Source organism: Rhodococcus sp. MS13, from assembly GCF_013277835.1.
Taxonomy (GTDB): Bacteria; Actinomycetota; Actinomycetes; order Mycobacteriales; family Mycobacteriaceae; genus Rhodococcus_F; species Rhodococcus_F erythropolis.
In genome coordinates this window covers 780,592-795,549 of the sequence record NZ_VBTL01000004.1, presented here as the reverse complement: position 1 = coordinate 795,549, position 14,958 = coordinate 780,592, and the positions used below count along the sequence as shown (strand labels likewise).

General features: G+C 61.5%; 17 protein-coding genes. 8 read left to right on the top strand and 9 right to left on the bottom strand.

Annotated features, from left to right (window positions below; translation table 11 throughout):
• Positions 1-118: 118 nt before the first annotated feature.
• The 5 genes from FEZ59_RS12290 to FEZ59_RS12270 all read right to left on the bottom strand — a co-directional run bounded on the left by FEZ59_RS12290 (position 119) and on the right by FEZ59_RS12270 (position 3,280).
• A complete protein-coding gene (locus FEZ59_RS12290; RefSeq protein ID WP_172932685.1) occupies positions 119-715 on the bottom strand; it encodes an SRPBCC domain-containing protein in 597 nt (198 codons plus the stop codon).
• Positions 712-1,089, bottom strand: a complete 378-nt coding sequence (locus FEZ59_RS12285; protein WP_021345802.1) for a metalloregulator ArsR/SmtB family transcription factor — start codon at positions 1,087-1,089, stop codon at positions 712-714. Before FEZ59_RS12285 ends, FEZ59_RS12290 begins: the two co-directional genes overlap by 4 nt.
• Before the next feature lie 61 nt (positions 1,090-1,150).
• Complete coding sequence (locus tag FEZ59_RS12280; RefSeq protein ID WP_019745689.1) at positions 1,151-1,834, bottom strand: GntR family transcriptional regulator; 684 nt, start codon at positions 1,832-1,834, stop codon at positions 1,151-1,153.
• Positions 1,835-1,870: 36 nt separating this feature from the next.
• Positions 1,871-2,647, bottom strand: a complete 777-nt coding sequence (locus FEZ59_RS12275; RefSeq protein WP_020971074.1) for an amino acid racemase — start codon at positions 2,645-2,647, stop codon at positions 1,871-1,873.
• A gap of 129 nt (positions 2,648-2,776) precedes the next feature.
• Positions 2,777-3,280 carry a hypothetical protein gene (locus tag FEZ59_RS12270; protein ID WP_172932684.1) on the bottom strand — a complete coding sequence of 168 codons (504 nt, stop codon included), beginning with the start codon at positions 3,278-3,280 and terminating at the stop codon, positions 2,777-2,779.
• 130 nt (positions 3,281-3,410) lie between these two features.
• Between FEZ59_RS12270 and FEZ59_RS12265 the strand changes: the two genes are divergently transcribed.
• From FEZ59_RS12265 to FEZ59_RS12245, 5 genes are all read left to right on the top strand, one after another.
• Complete coding sequence (locus FEZ59_RS12265) at positions 3,411-4,115, top strand: type 1 glutamine amidotransferase (RefSeq protein ID WP_029537140.1); 705 nt, start codon at positions 3,411-3,413, stop codon at positions 4,113-4,115.
• Between the two features lie 119 nt (positions 4,116-4,234).
• Positions 4,235-5,404: a DUF4185 domain-containing protein gene (locus FEZ59_RS12260; RefSeq protein ID WP_172932683.1), complete on the top strand. Its 1,170-nt coding sequence runs from the start codon at positions 4,235-4,237 to the stop codon at positions 5,402-5,404.
• 22 nt (positions 5,405-5,426) lie between these two features.
• Positions 5,427-6,689 carry a LuxR C-terminal-related transcriptional regulator gene (locus FEZ59_RS12255; RefSeq protein ID WP_019745685.1) on the top strand — a complete coding sequence of 421 codons (1,263 nt, stop codon included), beginning with the start codon at positions 5,427-5,429 and terminating at the stop codon, positions 6,687-6,689.
• A 147-nt stretch (positions 6,690-6,836) separates the two neighbouring features.
• A complete protein-coding gene (locus FEZ59_RS12250) occupies positions 6,837-7,925 on the top strand; it encodes an S-(hydroxymethyl)mycothiol dehydrogenase (RefSeq protein WP_007730860.1) in 1,089 nt (362 codons plus the stop codon).
• The gene (locus tag FEZ59_RS12245; RefSeq protein ID WP_007730862.1) at positions 7,922-8,548 is read left to right on the top strand and encodes an MBL fold metallo-hydrolase; all 627 of its coding nucleotides are present in this window, start codon (positions 7,922-7,924) and stop codon (positions 8,546-8,548) included. The genes FEZ59_RS12250 and FEZ59_RS12245 overlap by 4 nt, the downstream gene beginning before the upstream one ends.
• Before the next feature lie 50 nt (positions 8,549-8,598).
• Here FEZ59_RS12245 and FEZ59_RS12240 read toward each other — a convergent pair whose 3' ends face one another.
• The 3 genes from FEZ59_RS12240 to FEZ59_RS12230 all read right to left on the bottom strand — a co-directional run bounded on the left by FEZ59_RS12240 (position 8,599) and on the right by FEZ59_RS12230 (position 10,615).
• On the bottom strand, positions 8,599-9,591 hold the full coding sequence (locus FEZ59_RS12240) for a phosphotransferase (RefSeq protein WP_019745684.1): 993 nt from the start codon (positions 9,589-9,591) through the stop codon (positions 8,599-8,601).
• A gap of 34 nt (positions 9,592-9,625) precedes the next feature.
• The gene (locus FEZ59_RS12235; protein ID WP_139120551.1) at positions 9,626-9,940 is read right to left on the bottom strand and encodes a hypothetical protein; all 315 of its coding nucleotides are present in this window, start codon (positions 9,938-9,940) and stop codon (positions 9,626-9,628) included.
• 183 nt (positions 9,941-10,123) lie between these two features.
• On the bottom strand, positions 10,124-10,615 hold the full coding sequence (locus tag FEZ59_RS12230) for an Lrp/AsnC family transcriptional regulator (RefSeq protein WP_172932682.1): 492 nt from the start codon (positions 10,613-10,615) through the stop codon (positions 10,124-10,126).
• A gap of 137 nt (positions 10,616-10,752) precedes the next feature.
• Here FEZ59_RS12230 and kynB point away from each other — a divergent pair, with 137 nt between their 5' ends.
• The 3 genes from kynB to FEZ59_RS12215 are packed head-to-tail and all read left to right on the top strand — an operon-like array spanning position 10,753 to position 14,217.
• Positions 10,753-11,469, top strand: coding sequence for an arylformamidase (gene kynB, locus FEZ59_RS12225; protein WP_172932681.1), 717 nt, complete (start codon positions 10,753-10,755; stop codon positions 11,467-11,469).
• Complete coding sequence (gene kynU / locus FEZ59_RS12220; protein ID WP_030536021.1) at positions 11,466-12,731, top strand: kynureninase; 1,266 nt, start codon at positions 11,466-11,468, stop codon at positions 12,729-12,731. The genes kynB and kynU overlap by 4 nt, the downstream gene beginning before the upstream one ends.
• A 52-nt stretch (positions 12,732-12,783) precedes the next feature.
• Entirely contained in the window at positions 12,784-14,217 is a 1,434-nt protein-coding gene (locus FEZ59_RS12215; RefSeq protein WP_003943087.1) for an amino acid permease, read from the top strand.
• Between the two features lie 13 nt (positions 14,218-14,230).
• Here FEZ59_RS12215 and FEZ59_RS12210 read toward each other — a convergent pair whose 3' ends face one another.
• On the bottom strand, positions 14,231-14,917 hold the full coding sequence (locus FEZ59_RS12210) for a dienelactone hydrolase family protein (RefSeq protein WP_019745675.1): 687 nt from the start codon (positions 14,915-14,917) through the stop codon (positions 14,231-14,233).
• Positions 14,918-14,958: the final 41 nt, after the last annotated feature.

Sequence of the window (14,958 nt, the reverse complement as noted above, 5' to 3'; positions counted from 1 at the left end):
CGTGGACCGAAGCAGGTGTGGCACGAAAGGAAGCCACCAAAACTGCTGGACATACGTCCAGCTCGGTCACGATACAAAGCAAACGGCCATCTTGTGACCGTTTTCGAAGAATTGGGCGTTATCGGCCGCCGTGCTCTGCCTCGATCTTTGCCCACTCCCACCCTCGGAAGTTGGCCAGACGAAGCTCCTCTGCTTCGTCGAAGGTGTACCACTCGGTGCTCGGCGCATCAGGGAGAGTGCCGCGCAAGTATTCGCCCAGGTAGTGAAGTGGGCCTTCCCAGCCGGTTCCGACGCCGTAGCAGCCGGTGTCAGGGTCGTTGCGGAAGACATCGGCGACGGAGGCGTGCTCCAACTCGAGCCAGGTGGCGTCGGGGCCGTCTGCAGTCAGCCTGATCTCGACCTGATCGCTGTATCCGCGATCGCCGGGCGGTGTCCACTGCAGTCGCAGCAGGCGTGGGGCGTCGCAGGCCAGGATCTCGCCACTTGCCTGGCCTGCGAAGGCGTACGAGCCGCCCACCTGGAAGTCTCCGCTCACCGGAAGGAAGAAACGGTTGATGCGGTCAGGGGTCGTGATGGCGTCCCAGACGTCGTCGACCGACGCGTTGTAGCGGCGCTTGAGTACGGCAGTTCGAGCCGCACCTTCTGCGATGTCGCGGTTGCCCATGCTCCGCTCCACCGCGGTGAGGCTGGTGTCCTGGTTCGCGATCTCGGTCATTGTGAGTCTCCTTCGTCGGAAGAATTCGATTGTGAAGATCTGCTCCGCTCGGAGCCGCGTCGTTTCCCTCGTGCGAGTTCTGTGGCCAATGCGTCGAGAGGACCGCTCCAGAACTGCCGGAATCCGTCGAGCCAATGGTCCACTTCTTGCAATGGCGCGGGCTCGACGGCATAGAGACGCCTGGTGCCTTCGCTGCGGACTGTGGCGAATCCGTTTTCTCGGAGCACTCGCAGGTGCCCGGACGCGGTCGGTTGCGAGATTCCGAACTCCGCTGCCACGACTTCGGCGATCTGACCCGCCGAGCGCTCGCCGCTGGACAGGATCTCCATGATTCTTCGCCGAACTGGGTCTCCGAGAACGTCGAACGCATGCACCAGTCATTTATATCGGCAATGGCCAATATAGGCAAGCGCCGAAACTTGATTCGGGCGTCGGTCAGTCCGAGAGCGCGAACTCGTCGGCGTCGAAGAGTTCACCGATCAGCCCGCCGAGATGGCGTCGATGTTCGGCCGACAGTGTCGCTGCCGCCTCGGCATCGTGGTCTGCGCACAGCTCGATCAGCTTGTTGTGATGGTCGACGGAGTCCTGGCTGCCGAGAAGGCTCGAGAACTTGCGGTAGTAGATGCGGTGAATTTGTGGGTGAACCTGGTGAATCAGCTTCTTCAACAGCGGATTTGCCGCAGCGTCGATGATGACGCTGTGTAGGCGATCGTCCGCGGTCAGCGCTCGGCCTATGTCGTTTCGCTTGACGGCAGCGGCGAAGTCTTTGTTGGCGGAGCGCATCGCCCCGATCATCTCGTCGGTGAGGTTCGGTACAGCGGTGACGACGGCCAGTTGGTCGAGAGCTTCGATGACTGCGAGTGTTGCCTCGACGTCGCCGCGGTCGAGGGTGGTGATGCGCGTGTACGCACCGGGCTTCGCTTCCACGAGTCCGGTGTCGACCAGCCTTGCGAGCGCTTCGCGGACCGGAGTTCTGCTCAATCCCAGATACTCGGCGAGTTCGCTGTCCTTGATCTTCGAGCCCGGCGCCAGTTCACCGGTGACGATCGCTTCGCGAATGCGTTCGAGAGCGATGTCGCTCATTCGTGCTCGCTCAACCGGTTTACCGCCACGCAACATACTGGATATCGTACTCTGCACGTTGCTTGTCGCAGGTCAGCCCAGGTCGGCCAACGACGCGTGTTTCCGGGCATCCGCAACGCGTAGGAGCAGCGCGCGGGCGAGAATTGTTGCCGGATCGATGATCTGACAGGTTGTGGCGTCGGCGGGCAGTCCGAGCGGAATCTCGGTGCATCCGGCCACGACGACCTGCGCGCCCGATTCGACGAGAAGATCGGCGGCCCTGACGAGTTTGTCGGTGGTCTCGTCTCCGACGTTGCCACTCTTGATTGCTCGGATCGCCGGCATCACCAGTTCGTCCTGGATCGCAGGTCCTGGCACCAGGACGTCAATCGAGTATTCCGACAGCCATTGTTGATACAACCCGGTGCGGACCGTCCCCGTGGTGGCCAACAGTCCGACGGATGTGACGGCGGGTGAGAGCGTCCGGATGTGCCGAGCAACTTCGTCGATCATGTGGACGACGGGAAGTCCCAGTTGGGATGAGATGGCGGGCAGGAAGGCGTGGGCGGTATTGCATGGGATGGCGAGCGTCGTTGCGCCCGACTCTCGGAGGACGCGCGCACCTCGGAGCAGCCAGGGGGTGGGGTCCGGGCCGTCCTCGGTGAGTGCCAATGTCCGGTCGGGAACCGTGGGATCGGCCCAGATGACAACTTTGGGGTGCTCCTGATCCGTCGAACCTGGCGTCAGGGCAACGAGTTTGGAGTAGAAGTCCGCAGTAGCGGCCGGCCCCATGCCTCCGAGTATTCCGATGACGGGTTCGCTCATGCCCGCCGGAGAGTTGGCGCTCTGCCGTATTCGTTGCACCTTCATGTTGCAATCCAACCTTTCGCATCCAATATATTGGATACTCGTAATGTTGACTACAGTGAAGGAGGTTGAAGGTAGTTGTCAAGTAGGGCGCGGCGTTCCCGGAATTGCGAAGTTCGAGATCTCGCTCGATCAGCAGGGGTTGGGTTCGCCGATCTTGACGGCTGAGAGCACGGCTTCAATTTCACCGAAAGGGCTTCCGGCAGAAGGTGTCTGATCGACAACAATCCAGTTGGAATCGACCAGTTGGCGTCGACCCGCGCCAGTTGCGTCAGCACTTCTGGAGAAGAAGACTCCGGCCGACTGAATGGTGTCCTGCGCGTCTTGAAGATTCATGCACACGACGTTGGGCATGATCGCAGGAGTTGCAGGGGGCGTCACTTCTGCGGTGACTGGGGTGGTGGCCAGTGGAGTATTCGTCGGACCGGCCACCGAGGTGGTCAATGGAGCCTGAGTCGTCGTGGGTTGAGTTGTCGAGGTTGCAGTGGTGGTCGCGGTGGATGTTGATTCGGCCTCGCTGTCGGTGCTTGTCCCTGAGCATGCGGCAAGAGACGCCAAGGCGAATGCGCTGAGTGCGATGCGAACGGCAGTTGAGGACGGGCGAATCGATGTCGAAAAGAGTTGTGGTGCGCGCACAGACGTTCCTTGTCGGTAAAGGGGCGATGAAAAGGGGAGATTCGAGTCAGAGCACATCCGACGCCGTCGATGTGCCTTATGTCGAATAGAACCATAGGCTTTCGGCACCGGATTCGAGAGGAATTGCCTAATGCATTTTCTGGAACTACGACACGCGCAGTGTGAACCCCCAGCGGCGTATTCGCCTGTCCTGGAGAGCTACGGAGATGTGCAGACCGTTCTTCTGGGAACCGACCCGCTTCCCGCCCATCGACGGTTCGACGCCGTGATCGTGATGGGCGGGCCGATGGGCGTCGGCGATCAGGGCGAGGTCGAGTGGTTGGCATCCGAGATCGAATACATTCGCGATCTGGTCGAGAACGATGTCCCGGTGTGGGGAGTGTGTCTGGGTTCGCAGTTGCTCGCCGCGGCGCTGGGTGCTCGCGTCTACACGGGCGCTGTGCCCGAAGTCGGAGTTGAGGAGATCACCTTGACTGTCGAGGGCCGGCAAGATCCCGTGTGGGGAGATCTGCCCTCCACATTTCCTGCAATGCAATGGCATTCGGATACCTTCGACATTCCGAACGGCGCGGTGCGGCTCGCTGGTTCTGCCAAGTATCCGAATCAACTCTTCCGATACAAGCAGAGTTACGCCGTTCAGTTTCACCTCGAAGCGTCCTCCGAGGTGGCGCGCGAATGGATGGAACTGGCCGAGTACCGCGACTCGCTGCATGCTTCACTGGGAGCGGACGGTCCGCGCATCTTCATGCATCAGTTGAGTGCTGCCGAGTCTCAGGGGCTCGAGATTGCCGCAGCGGTGATGGAGAAGTGGTTGAAATCGATCTCTGTTGAATAAGGCCGTTTTGTCCTGATTGACTGATTTACCTGTTACCTTGTGTTGTCGTGGGTGGATGAACCGATCCGGTCGAGCAAGACACCTCGTAGAGTCCGGATCTCCCCCGCGAAAGGGGAGCGATGCGCCGGATACGGAAGATATCGACAGCTGCAGTGACGTGTGTACTCGCGTCGACCGCGGTCTTGGGGGCGACCCAGGCTCATGCATCCCCGTGGGATTGCAACGTCACCGGCAGCTTGGATCAATCAGGTGGGCCGACCAATCCGATTCCCTGGCTCAACGGAACGGACGGGAAACTTCCGGAATTGCAGGGCCGCACCTCGGCGGTCGAGTACATCACCGGCGCGCTCAGCCCCAACCAAACCGTCGAGCGTTTCAACGTTCTCGGCACGGATCTCGGCATCATGTGGGACAACGGCGCAGGTCAGGTCCTGACAGCCTTCGGCGACACCGTCGGCATCGGATCTGACCCCCTGTGTTCCGGGGTGGTCGGTGACTGGCGCAGCAACGTCCTGTTCCGTAGTTCGGACGGAAATCTGTCCGACGGCATGAACATCGACTCCTCACCGACCGACCGGCCGAATCACTCACGCGAGATCATCGGAAGTCTGAAAGTCACCGGCGTCGAAACCAGCAGCATTCCGACGACGGGTATCTCGGTTGGCGGCGTTCAGTACGTCAACTACATGTCGATTCGTTCGTGGGGAGGGTCGGGCGAGTGGGTCACCAACTTCTCGCAGATCGCGTCCTCGCACGACAACGGTGAGACCTGGCAGGTCGAACCGGCCTCGTCCCGGCCCAATCTGCCGTTGACGGGTAACGACAACTTCCAGATGGGTTCCTTCGTCAAAGACGGTGGTTACGTCTACAACTTCGGTACCCCCGCGGGACGTTTCGGCGAGGGGCGCCTCTCGCGGGTCAAGGAAGCCTCCATCGCGGACGTCGCGGCGTACGAATACTGGGACGGAAAAGCATGGGTCCCCAACAATCCCGCTGCCGCTGCAGTAGTTCTCGACGGGGATGTCAGCGAACTGTCGGTGCAGTACAACGACTATCTCGGCAAGTTCGTCGCGATGTACTCCAACGAGTGGGGAGCGCTGGTGCTGCGGACGGCGTCGGACCTGACCGGCCCGTGGAGTGCGCCCGACGTAGTGATCGGCACCGACGAGGTTCCGGGACTCTACGGCGCGTACATGCACCCCTGGTCACAGGGGCAGGACCTATACTTTCTCGCCACCACCTGGTCCGACTACAACGTGATGCTCATGAAGACCACGCTGAACCAGTGAACCGGATGGTTATCGTTGAACGGTGAGCACCACCGACAACGCGCTACTGATCACCGCCCTTCGCGATGTATTGGTAGGGCCACTACCCGAAATCGGCCGACGATTTTCGACGTTGATCGCGGACATGGCGCCGCACACTTCCCTGGTGATCTTCACCCGTGAATGCACCGGTAGGCCGCGCAAGGTCGCCGGGGATCCAGCCGTCGTCGATCGTGTGACCATCGCCGAACTCGACCGTATCCGTACGGATCTCACTGTCGGACAGATCTTTCGGGGAAAATGCGCTGTCGCCGGCCGGGACCGTGAAGTGCTTGCGATGCTTGATCGAACCGATACGCTTCTCGTTTTGACACCGCACCCCGTGCCGGTGAAGACAGCATCCCTCGAATTGATCCAGGCACTGTTCGCAGTGACTGCAACCGGAATTCAGCTCCAGGTCCGGAACGCGAGCCCGGCATATCTCGCCGAGTCACGGGCAGCGTCGTCGGAGCGTGCACGCACCGTGGCGGAGATGACGGAGGTGCATGCGGCCACCCTCGAGACGATGCTGGCGACGCTGCGCTCGGCGGATCTCGACGACACACGTGCGCGAACCTCGGCCAGGGAGACTGCGGCTTCGGCCCTGATCGGCCTGCGTTCAGCCGTCGACGTGCACCGCGAGTTGGCCGAGGAGTCGACCACCACGGCTTTTGCGCGGATGCGTGGGGAATTGCGTTCGCTGCTCAAGCATCGGGAAATCGCGTTGGAGTTGGTGGAGCCACCCGTCGACGGGCGTGGGTTACCAGGTGAAGTGGCGCACGGCGCCCGCGCGGTCGTCCGCGGCGCGGTCTTGGCCTTGTCGGATCAGCAGATGCTCTCGCGTATCCGGGTGGCCTGGACGCTCGACGCGGCTTCACTCTCGATCGACATTCGCGACGACGGCGGCGGCGAAGCCGACGTGGTTGACGTTGAACGCCAATTGCGTTCGAGGGTAGAGACTTTGGGTGGAACCGTCGAATCCGAGTCGACGCCCGGGTGGGGGAACCGGATCAGCGCAACCATCCCGCTCGACGCCCCCGTCGCCCTACCGAACCGCGACGTCCTCACCGAACTGGCTCCGCGGGAGTTCGAGGTACTCGAGCATCTGGTGGCCGGACGGCGCAACAAGGCGATCTCGGAGCGCCTCGGCGTCAGCGAGAGCACAGTCAAGTTTCATGTTGCCGGGGTCCTGCGGAAATTGGGCGTCGAGAGTCGGGGTGCGGCGGCCGCCGCGGGCGCGGAGGCCGGCGTGAAGCCTGCACCCTAGTCCTTTCGGCCAGGTCGGTCAGTCAGTTCGACCAGGGTTGCGGGCACCTGCTTCGGGCTAACCTTTCAACGAGTGCACATATCGCAATGTGAAAACACGGCGCCATGTGACGACACGTCCTCAATCGCACGAAGCCAGGAGCAAGCCATGCCACAGCAGGTACGCGGCGTCATCGCCCGATCCAAGGGTGCCCCCGTCGAAATCGTCCCCATCACGATTCCCGATCCCGGTGCCAACGAGGTAGTGGTCGCCATTGCAGCGTGCGGTGTGTGCCACACCGACCTGACCTACCGCGACGGCGGAATCAACGACGAGTACCCGTTCCTGCTCGGGCACGAGGCGTCGGGCATCGTCGAGAGCGTCGGCCCCGGTGTCACTCACGTCGAGGTGGGCGACTTCGTCGTCCTCAACTGGCGTGCCGTGTGCGGGCAGTGTCGTGCGTGTAAGCGTGGCCGCCCGCAGTACTGCTTCGACACGTTCAACGCCGAGCAGAAGATGACGCTCGAAGACGGCACCGAACTGACGCCGGCACTCGGCATCGGCGCATTCGCAGACAAGACGCTGGTTCACGAAGGCCAGTGCACCAAGGTCGACGCCTCGGCCGATCCGGCCGTGGTCGGACTGCTCGGTTGCGGTGTCATGGCCGGCATGGGTGCCGCGATGAACACCGGCAACGTCGGACGCGGTGATTCAGTGGCCGTGATCGGGTGTGGCGGCGTCGGCGACGCAGCGATCATGGGTTCACGCCTGGCCGGTGCCAATACCATCATCGCCATCGACCGGGATCCGCGAAAGCTGGAGTGGGCCACGGAACTTGGTGCCACGCACACGATCAATGCCACCGAGGTCGACGACGTCGTCGAGGCAGTCCAGGAGCTGACCGGAGGTTTCGGTGCCGACGTGGTTGTCGACGCAGTCGGTCGCCCGGAGACCTGGAAGCAGGCGTTCTACGCCCGCGACCTCGCGGGAACTGTAGTGCTGGTGGGTGTTCCGACGCCGGACATGAAGCTGGAAATGCCGCTGGTGGACTTCTTCTCGCGCGGCGGAGCCCTCAAGTCGTCGTGGTACGGCGATTGCCTGCCCGAGCGTGACTTCCCCGTTCTGGTCGACCTGTACCAGCAGGGGCGTCTGCCGCTCGAGAAGTTCGTCAGTGAGCGCATCAAGCTCGACGAGGTGGAGAAGGCCTTCGAGACGATGCACCGCGGCGAGGTCCTCCGTTCGGTGGTGGTCCTGTGACATTGCGTGTCGATCGCGTCGTCACCTCGGGCACGTTCAGCCTCGACGGCGGAACATGGGACGTCGACAACAACATCTGGCTGATCGGTGACGACAACGAAGTGGTAATCGTCGACGCAGCTCACACCGCGCAGCCGATCATCGACGCTGTCGGCGGACGCAAGGTGATCGGAATCGTCTGCACCCACGGTCACAACGATCACGTCACGGTTGCGCCGGAGCTGGCCGAGAAGCTCGACGCTCCGATCTACCTGAACCCGGCCGACGATGTGCTCTGGGAGATGACTCACCCCGGGGTGAAGCATCTGAGCTTGGAAGATGATCAGCGTATTGCTGTGGCGGGCACGGATATTCTGGCCATCCACACACCCGGCCATTCCCCGGGGTCGACGTGCCTCTACCTGCCGGAGGCCGGCGAACTGTTCAGCGGCGACACCTTGTTCTCCGGTGGACCCGGCGCAACGGGGCGGTCGTACTCAGACTTCCCGACCATCATCGGGTCCATTCGCGACAAGCTGTTCGCGCTCCCCGCCGAGACCAAGGTTCACACCGGTCACGGTGACGGCACGACGATCGGCACCGAGGCGCCGCATCTCGAAGAATGGATCCGCGCCGGATCCTGATGTGATCAGAAGTGAAGTGGGGACGCCGGTACCGGCGTCCCCACTTTTTGTCACAACGCTGATGCCCAACCGGCGGTGTCGTTCTCACCCGGGATTGCCATCAGGCCGTGCCACAGTTCGAGGATCTCGAACCATTCTGTCTCGGATCGGCTGAGGGGACGTACAGATTCGTAGCCGGCGCGCAGGCTCTGCCGTACCGCGATCGGGGTCGGTCGCCAATCGGTGAACAGGGTGCCCAGATAGACGCTTGCCTTGGCCAGGTCGCTCACCCGGTGGTCGATCACCACGTCGTCGAAGTCGAGTACTCCGGTGGTCCGAGAGTTTCGAGTCAAGATGTTGGCTGCACGGAAGTCGTTGTGTACCAGTTGAATTTGGTCATCGAGCTCGGACGCACGCGCCAGGAGGCCCCCGAGCCTACGCGTTGCCTCAGGCGCGAACCCGCGGTCGAAATTCTCGAGCCAACCACCGATGCGCTCCTTCAACCCGGTGCTGCGCGACGAGAAAACCGATCCGTCGACATGGGTGGCGCCGAGCGTTCGGTGTATTTCTGCCAGACATGCTCCTGCCGAACGGACCGCCGCGTGGTCCTGCACGTCCAACCAATCTCCCGCCAACTCCGGCAGTACGGTGAACGACACTGCGCACGAAGGACCTTCCAGTGTTTCCCAGGCCAGCAGTGTTTCCCGGACCAGCAGTGTTTCCCGGTCCAATCCGTTCAGGGACGTGATCGGCGACGGAACGGGCACGCCCTGCGCGGCGAGTGCGCTCAGCAGGCGCGTCGACGCCTCCAGGTTCTCGAAGCGCTCTGTGGCGCGCGACCACTTCACCACCAGCCCACCTCGGTCGCTCGCAACCCACACAATCGCGTTCTGGTCACTGATCGCCATTCGCGAGCACTCGAGGGCCGTCAATCCCCAAGTCTGCTCGAGTACCGCCGAGACCCAATGGGTGGCTGCGCCAAAGCTGTTGAATCCGAATCGCTCCTCCAGAGCGGCTTCCGGCTCCACCGACTCCCAGAGCATGGACAACCCGAGTGGCAACATGCTGTCCGACTTTAGTGGGATGAACACAGTCATCTCATGCGTCAGGAGCAGGTTTGCCCGATTGTGTAGCTGCGTTTTCGAGCATCTCGATTCGGTTGTTGAGCCGCTCGATCGTCATACGCACACTCCAGATGAGTTCGACGAGGCTTTCCTGCATGACGGGGATGCCCATGATGTCCGACAACTGGCGCCACAGCGCCATAGTCGACTTTCGATGGGAATCGTATGTGACTTGTAGCGCCGCCAACTGCACCTCTGCGGGTACTTGATCCTTGACATGCGAACCGAAGGGTGGGGGTTCCTGGTCAACCCACGGTGACCATCGCGATTGGACTTCTGCCTCCGTCATCTTGGACAGTCTTTCCAGTATCTCGCGGCATGCGGCGGGTGAGGAGAACACCGTTTCGAGGCATCGGTGGTAATCCGGGGGTTGCATTTGCTTGTGTTCCGACATTGATCAGCGCTCCGCGTACTCCGTCCGGAGACGAAGGTTACGAGAGTACACCGAATCGGCCTTGGCGACAGCTGCAGTTCAGCCGCCTTGACTCAGTTCGCTGAAGATCAGGTTGGTCTGTGTATTGGCGATAGCCGGATCGTTGAGGTGTGCGCTGACGAAATCGCGAAGCCGAGTGGGGGATTCACACGACACGTGCACCAGGAGATCACGGTCCCCACTCATCAGGAACACTCGCTGAACGGAATCCAGTCCGCTCAGGTGCTCGGCAATTTCCGTCATCCGGCTCCTGGCGTGGGAGTGAATCAGAATCGACACCATCGCCGAGATCTCGAGGCCGAGTAGCTCGAGGTCTATGTCTGCATGAAACCCCTTGATGACGCCCGATTCGCGTAGAGCGCGCATCCGCGCCAGAGCGGTCGACGGCGCTATCCCGACCTTCTCGGCGAGTGCATTGTTGGGGATGCGTGCATCCCGGACGAGTTCGCGGAGAATCGCCGTATCGACGTCGTCGAGCCGAACATGATTCGGCCGAGCTTCGGCAGCGGCCCGTTCGATCGCATTTATCATCCGATTTCTCCCTGCCGTCGCGAAAATATTCAGCATCTATTGACCGCGCCCGTCGATGATTCTAGCTTTTGCCAAACACATCGAATTATCAAACGGTCGAGATCGACACAGTCGACTGTTGCGACGAAGGGGTCCGGATGGTTCCGAGGATCGGCCGACACACGGGCGATTCGGGGGCGCGGTTGATCGACATCAGCCCGCCGATCTCCGAATCGACGCCCGTGTGGCCAGGTGATACCGCTTTCACCCGAGCTGTCACGTCAGACCTCGGCGGCAGTGACGCCGTCACGATCAACCGAATCACCACCACTCCGCATATCGGTGCTCACGCCGATGCTCCGGCGCACACCCGCATCGACGGTGCGCCCATCGGTTCTGTTCCCCTCGAGCCCTATCTCGGCGAAGCACTGGTGGTCGACATGACGGGCGTCGACGGTGCCGCATGCATCAGGCCCGTCGAAGAGACGGTGGAGCGACTCGGCGGCCATCTGCCGCAGCGGTTGATTCTGAGGACTTACCCGAAGTACCCGCGCGAGTGGGACAACGACTTCGCCGGCGTTTCTCCGGAGCTGACCCACTGGTTCGCCGACCGCGGTGGAGTTCTGATCGGAATCGACGGCGCCTCGTTCGATCCGATGGACAGCAAGACCATGGACGGGCACCACGCGGCAAGCGATCGTAGCGTCGCGATCCTCGAAGGACTTTGCCTCGACGACGTCGACGAAGGCTACTACGAGTTGATCGCACTGCCGCTGAAGTTCCTCGACCTCGATGCCAGCCCGGTACGGGCCGTGCTCCGGACTCTGCCTTCATCACCCTCAACGCCGACACATGCAGGAGAAGAATCGTCATGACATCGACAACCACACTTTCGTTGGAAGACTGCGTCAAGGCCGACGCAGTGGATCCCCTGAGGGAGTTCCGCCGCGAGTTCGCGATTCCGGAGGGCGTTCTCTACTTCGACGGAAACTCGCTCGGCGCGCGTCCCATTGCCGCGCAGGAATGCGCCGCGAGAGTGATCGGCGACGAGTGGGGCAACGGCTTGGTTCGCAGTTGGAACGAGGCTGGATGGTTCGACCTCCCGGTCCGCCTCGGTGACAAACTTGCCCCGTTGCTGGGAGCAGGTGAAGGCGAAGTGGTAGTAACGGATTCGACGTCGATCAACCTGTTCAAGGCATTGGCCTCCGCGCTGTCCATCGCGGCTGCTCAGGATCCCAGCCGGAAGGTGATCGTCTCCGAGCGCGACAATTTCCCCACTGACCTCTACATTGCGGAGGGCATCATCTCGCTGCTCGATCAGGGATACGAACTACGCCTGATCGACCAACCGGGCGACCTCACCGAAGCAGTAGGACCGGACACCGCCGTAGTGATGTTGTCGCACGTCAACTACCGCACCGGAAACCTGTATGCGATGACGGAAGTCACTGCAGCAGTGCAGGAACGTGGCGCCCTCATGATCTGGGATCTCGCACACTCGGCCGGCGCCGTCACTGTCGATCTGAGCGGTGCCGACGCCGACTTCGCGGTGGGGTGTACGTACAAGTACCTCAATGGTGGTCCGGGTTCACCTGCATTCATCTGGGTCAACCGTCGCCATCAGAACACCGGAATCCAGCCGCTGTCCGGGTGGTGGGGGCACGCGCGACCGTTCGCGATGGAGTCGGCCTACGAACCCGGCGCAGGAATACGACGGTTTCTGAGTGGTACTCAACCCATCACGTCGTTGTCACTCGTCGAGTGTGGTCTCGACGTCATGCTCAAAGCTGACATGGCCGACATCCGCAGCAAGTCGCTCGCGCTGGCCGATCTCTTCATCAGCCTCGTCGAGGAGCGTTGCGCTGATTACGGTTTGCAGTTGATCACGCCGCGCGAACACGAGAGTCGTGGATCGCACGTGAGTTTTGTTCATCCCGAGGGCTATTCCATCATGAAGGCTCTCATCGCGCGGGGCGTCATCGGCGACTACCGCGAACCAGGAGTGCTGAGGTTCGGTATCACTCCGCTCTATCTCGGATACGCCGACGTGTGGAACGCCGTCGACGTGTTGCGAGACATCCTCGAGAACAAGTCCTGGGATCGCCCCGAATTCCGCGAGCGCGACGCAGTCACCTGATTCTTCCAAGTTTCCGCGGACCGGGAGGTACCGCCTTTCGCAAGGAGCTTTCATGAGTGATTTCAAAAACATTCAGCAGCGAGAATCAGGTCTCAAACGCGAACTCGGCCCCAAGCAGATGAGCATGATCGCGCTCGGCGGTGCAATCGGCACCGGACTCTTCCTCGGCAGTAAGTTCGCCATCGGATTTGCCGGCCCGAGCGTCATCATCAGTTACGCGATCGGCGGGTTGATCGCCCTCCTGCTGATGGGTGCCCTCGCCGAAATGACTGTTGCACATGCGACATCAGGTTCGTTCGGTGCGTACGCAGAGTTCTACGTCGGACCGTTGATCGGCTTCCTCGTTCGCTATCTCTACTGGTCGTGCATCGTCCTCGCGGTCGGTACCGAGGTCACCGCAATCGGTGAGTATATGCAGTTCTGGTTCGCCGACGTACCGTCATGGCTGTGGATCGTGTTGTTCTCCGGAGTGCTGATCGGCGTGAACATGTTCAACGTCAAGGCCTTCGGAACGATGGAGTACTGGTTCTCGACGATCAAGGTCTTCGCGATCGTGGCGTTCATCGTGATGGCAGCGTACGTAGTGTTCGGTAGCGGGAACCCGGACTACGGATTTCACAACTACACGGCCGGTGGCGGATTCTTCCCGAATGGTTTGTCCGGCATGTGGTTTGCCGTGATCGTATCGATCTTCAGCTACTTGAGCATCGAGATGATCGCCATTGCAGCCGGTGAGGCGGAAAACCCCGCGGTGGCGGTGAAGAAGGCGTTCCGTGTGACGATCGTCCGACTGTTCGTCTTCTACATCGCAACGCTTGCCCTGATTCTGGCAATCGCTCCGATGGACAAGATCTTGAGCGGCGGAAGTCCCTTCGTCACGGTGATGCAGGTTGTGAAGATTCCGGGCGCAGACAGTGTGCTGAACTTCGTGGTGATCATCGCCGCGCTGTCCGCGATGAACAGTCAGCTGTACGTGTCTTCGCGAATGATGTTCTCGCTCTCCCGTGCTGGTGACGCGCCGGCCATTCTCGGCAAGGTCAGGGCCAACGGCTCACCGGTCAATGCCTTGCTGCTGTCGACGTCGGGTATCGCCGTCGCAACCATCGTCTACGTGCTCTTTCCCGAGCAGGCATTCACCTTGATGATCTCGCTGTCGATGTTCGGGGCGATGGCGACGTGGCTGCTGATCTTCGTGACGCACTGGTTCTTTCGCAAGCGGATGGCGAGCGAAGGACGAACCCTCTCGTTCACGATTCCGTTCTTCCCGGTGGGGACGATACTGGGTGGTGTCCTCATGGTCGCGATCCTCGTCACGACATTGTGGGTCGAGGATTTCAAGATGACCTTGGTGTTCGGGGTGCCGTTTGTTCTTGCCGTGATCGGCATCTACTACTTCACCCGATCACGTCGGGCGCAGAGTCGAGCGGTAACGGCTGAACAGGTTCAGGACGAGATCACCGGCACGGTGGTCAAGCGGGTTCCCTGACTTACATTGGCAATCACAGGGTTTCGGCGAAAAACTCCATAGTGCGGGTCCAGGCGAGGGCAGCAGAATCCGGGGCGTAGTGGCTGGTCGAAGTGTCGTTGTTGAACGCGTGGCCGGCGTCGGCATAGCGGTACACCCGGGCGAGATCGGACGCGGTTGCGCGCAATTGCTCGACGCTCTCCGGCGGGATACTCGGATCGAGGTCGCCGTAGTGACCGAGCCACGGGACCTGCAGTTGCGCTGCAAGTTCGGTGCCTGCGGCAATCCCATCCCATCGGGCTTCTGCAACGCCGCCACCGTAGTACGTGACAGCGGAATCGACGAGGGGTACGGCGGCACACCACAGGGATGCGGTGCCGCCCATGCAGAATCCGAGGGAGCCGACTTTGTCTGCTCCCTCGGATCGGCTGTAGTCGACGGCGGCACGTACGTCGTGGCCGATGCTTGTGCTGTCGAGTGCCATGAGCGCATCCTTCGCGGACGGGAAGTCGGTGAAGGAGGTCTGTGCGCCGCGGTGGTAGAGATGCGGGGCGACGGCAAGGTAGCCGGCATCGGCGAGGCGTTCGAGGATGCTCTCGATGTGTTGGTTCACGCCCCACGCTTCTTGGAGAACTACTACCGCATGTCTCGGTTCACTCGGCGAATCCGGTCGGCTGACGGTCAGCGGTACATCACGTGTGGTCGTCGTGAAAGTTCCCATGTCCCGACTGTATGCGAGCCCAGCCTGTAGGTGCACGGTCG

Excerpts from the sequence above, each read along its gene's own strand:
- FEZ59_RS12290 (WP_172932685.1), bottom strand. The coding sequence starts at position 715 with ATGACCGAGATCGCGAACCAGGACACCAGCCTCACCGCGGTGGAGCGG.
- FEZ59_RS12210 (WP_019745675.1), bottom strand. The coding sequence starts at position 14,917 with ATGGGAACTTTCACGACGACCACACGTGATGTACCGCTGACCGTCAGC.
- FEZ59_RS12265 (WP_029537140.1), top strand. The coding sequence starts at position 3,411 with ATGCATTTTCTGGAACTACGACACGCGCAGTGTGAACCCCCAGCGGCG.
- FEZ59_RS12250 (WP_007730860.1), top strand. The coding sequence starts at position 6,837 with ATGCCACAGCAGGTACGCGGCGTCATCGCCCGATCCAAGGGTGCCCCC.
- kynU (WP_030536021.1), top strand. The coding sequence starts at position 11,466 with ATGACATCGACAACCACACTTTCGTTGGAAGACTGCGTCAAGGCCGAC.
- FEZ59_RS12230 (WP_172932682.1), bottom strand. The coding sequence starts at position 10,615 with ATGATAAATGCGATCGAACGGGCCGCTGCCGAAGCTCGGCCGAATCAT.
- FEZ59_RS12260 (WP_172932683.1), top strand. The coding sequence starts at position 4,235 with ATGCGCCGGATACGGAAGATATCGACAGCTGCAGTGACGTGTGTACTC.
- kynB (WP_172932681.1), top strand. The coding sequence starts at position 10,753 with ATGGTTCCGAGGATCGGCCGACACACGGGCGATTCGGGGGCGCGGTTG.
- FEZ59_RS12235 (WP_139120551.1), bottom strand. The coding sequence starts at position 9,940 with ATGACGGAGGCAGAAGTCCAATCGCGATGGTCACCGTGGGTTGACCAG.
- FEZ59_RS12240 (WP_019745684.1), bottom strand. The coding sequence starts at position 9,591 with ATGTTGCCACTCGGGTTGTCCATGCTCTGGGAGTCGGTGGAGCCGGAA.
- FEZ59_RS12275 (WP_020971074.1), bottom strand. The coding sequence starts at position 2,647 with ATGAAGGTGCAACGAATACGGCAGAGCGCCAACTCTCCGGCGGGCATG.
- FEZ59_RS12215 (WP_003943087.1), top strand. The coding sequence starts at position 12,784 with ATGAGTGATTTCAAAAACATTCAGCAGCGAGAATCAGGTCTCAAACGC.
- FEZ59_RS12280 (WP_019745689.1), bottom strand. The coding sequence starts at position 1,834 with ATGTTGCGTGGCGGTAAACCGGTTGAGCGAGCACGAATGAGCGACATC.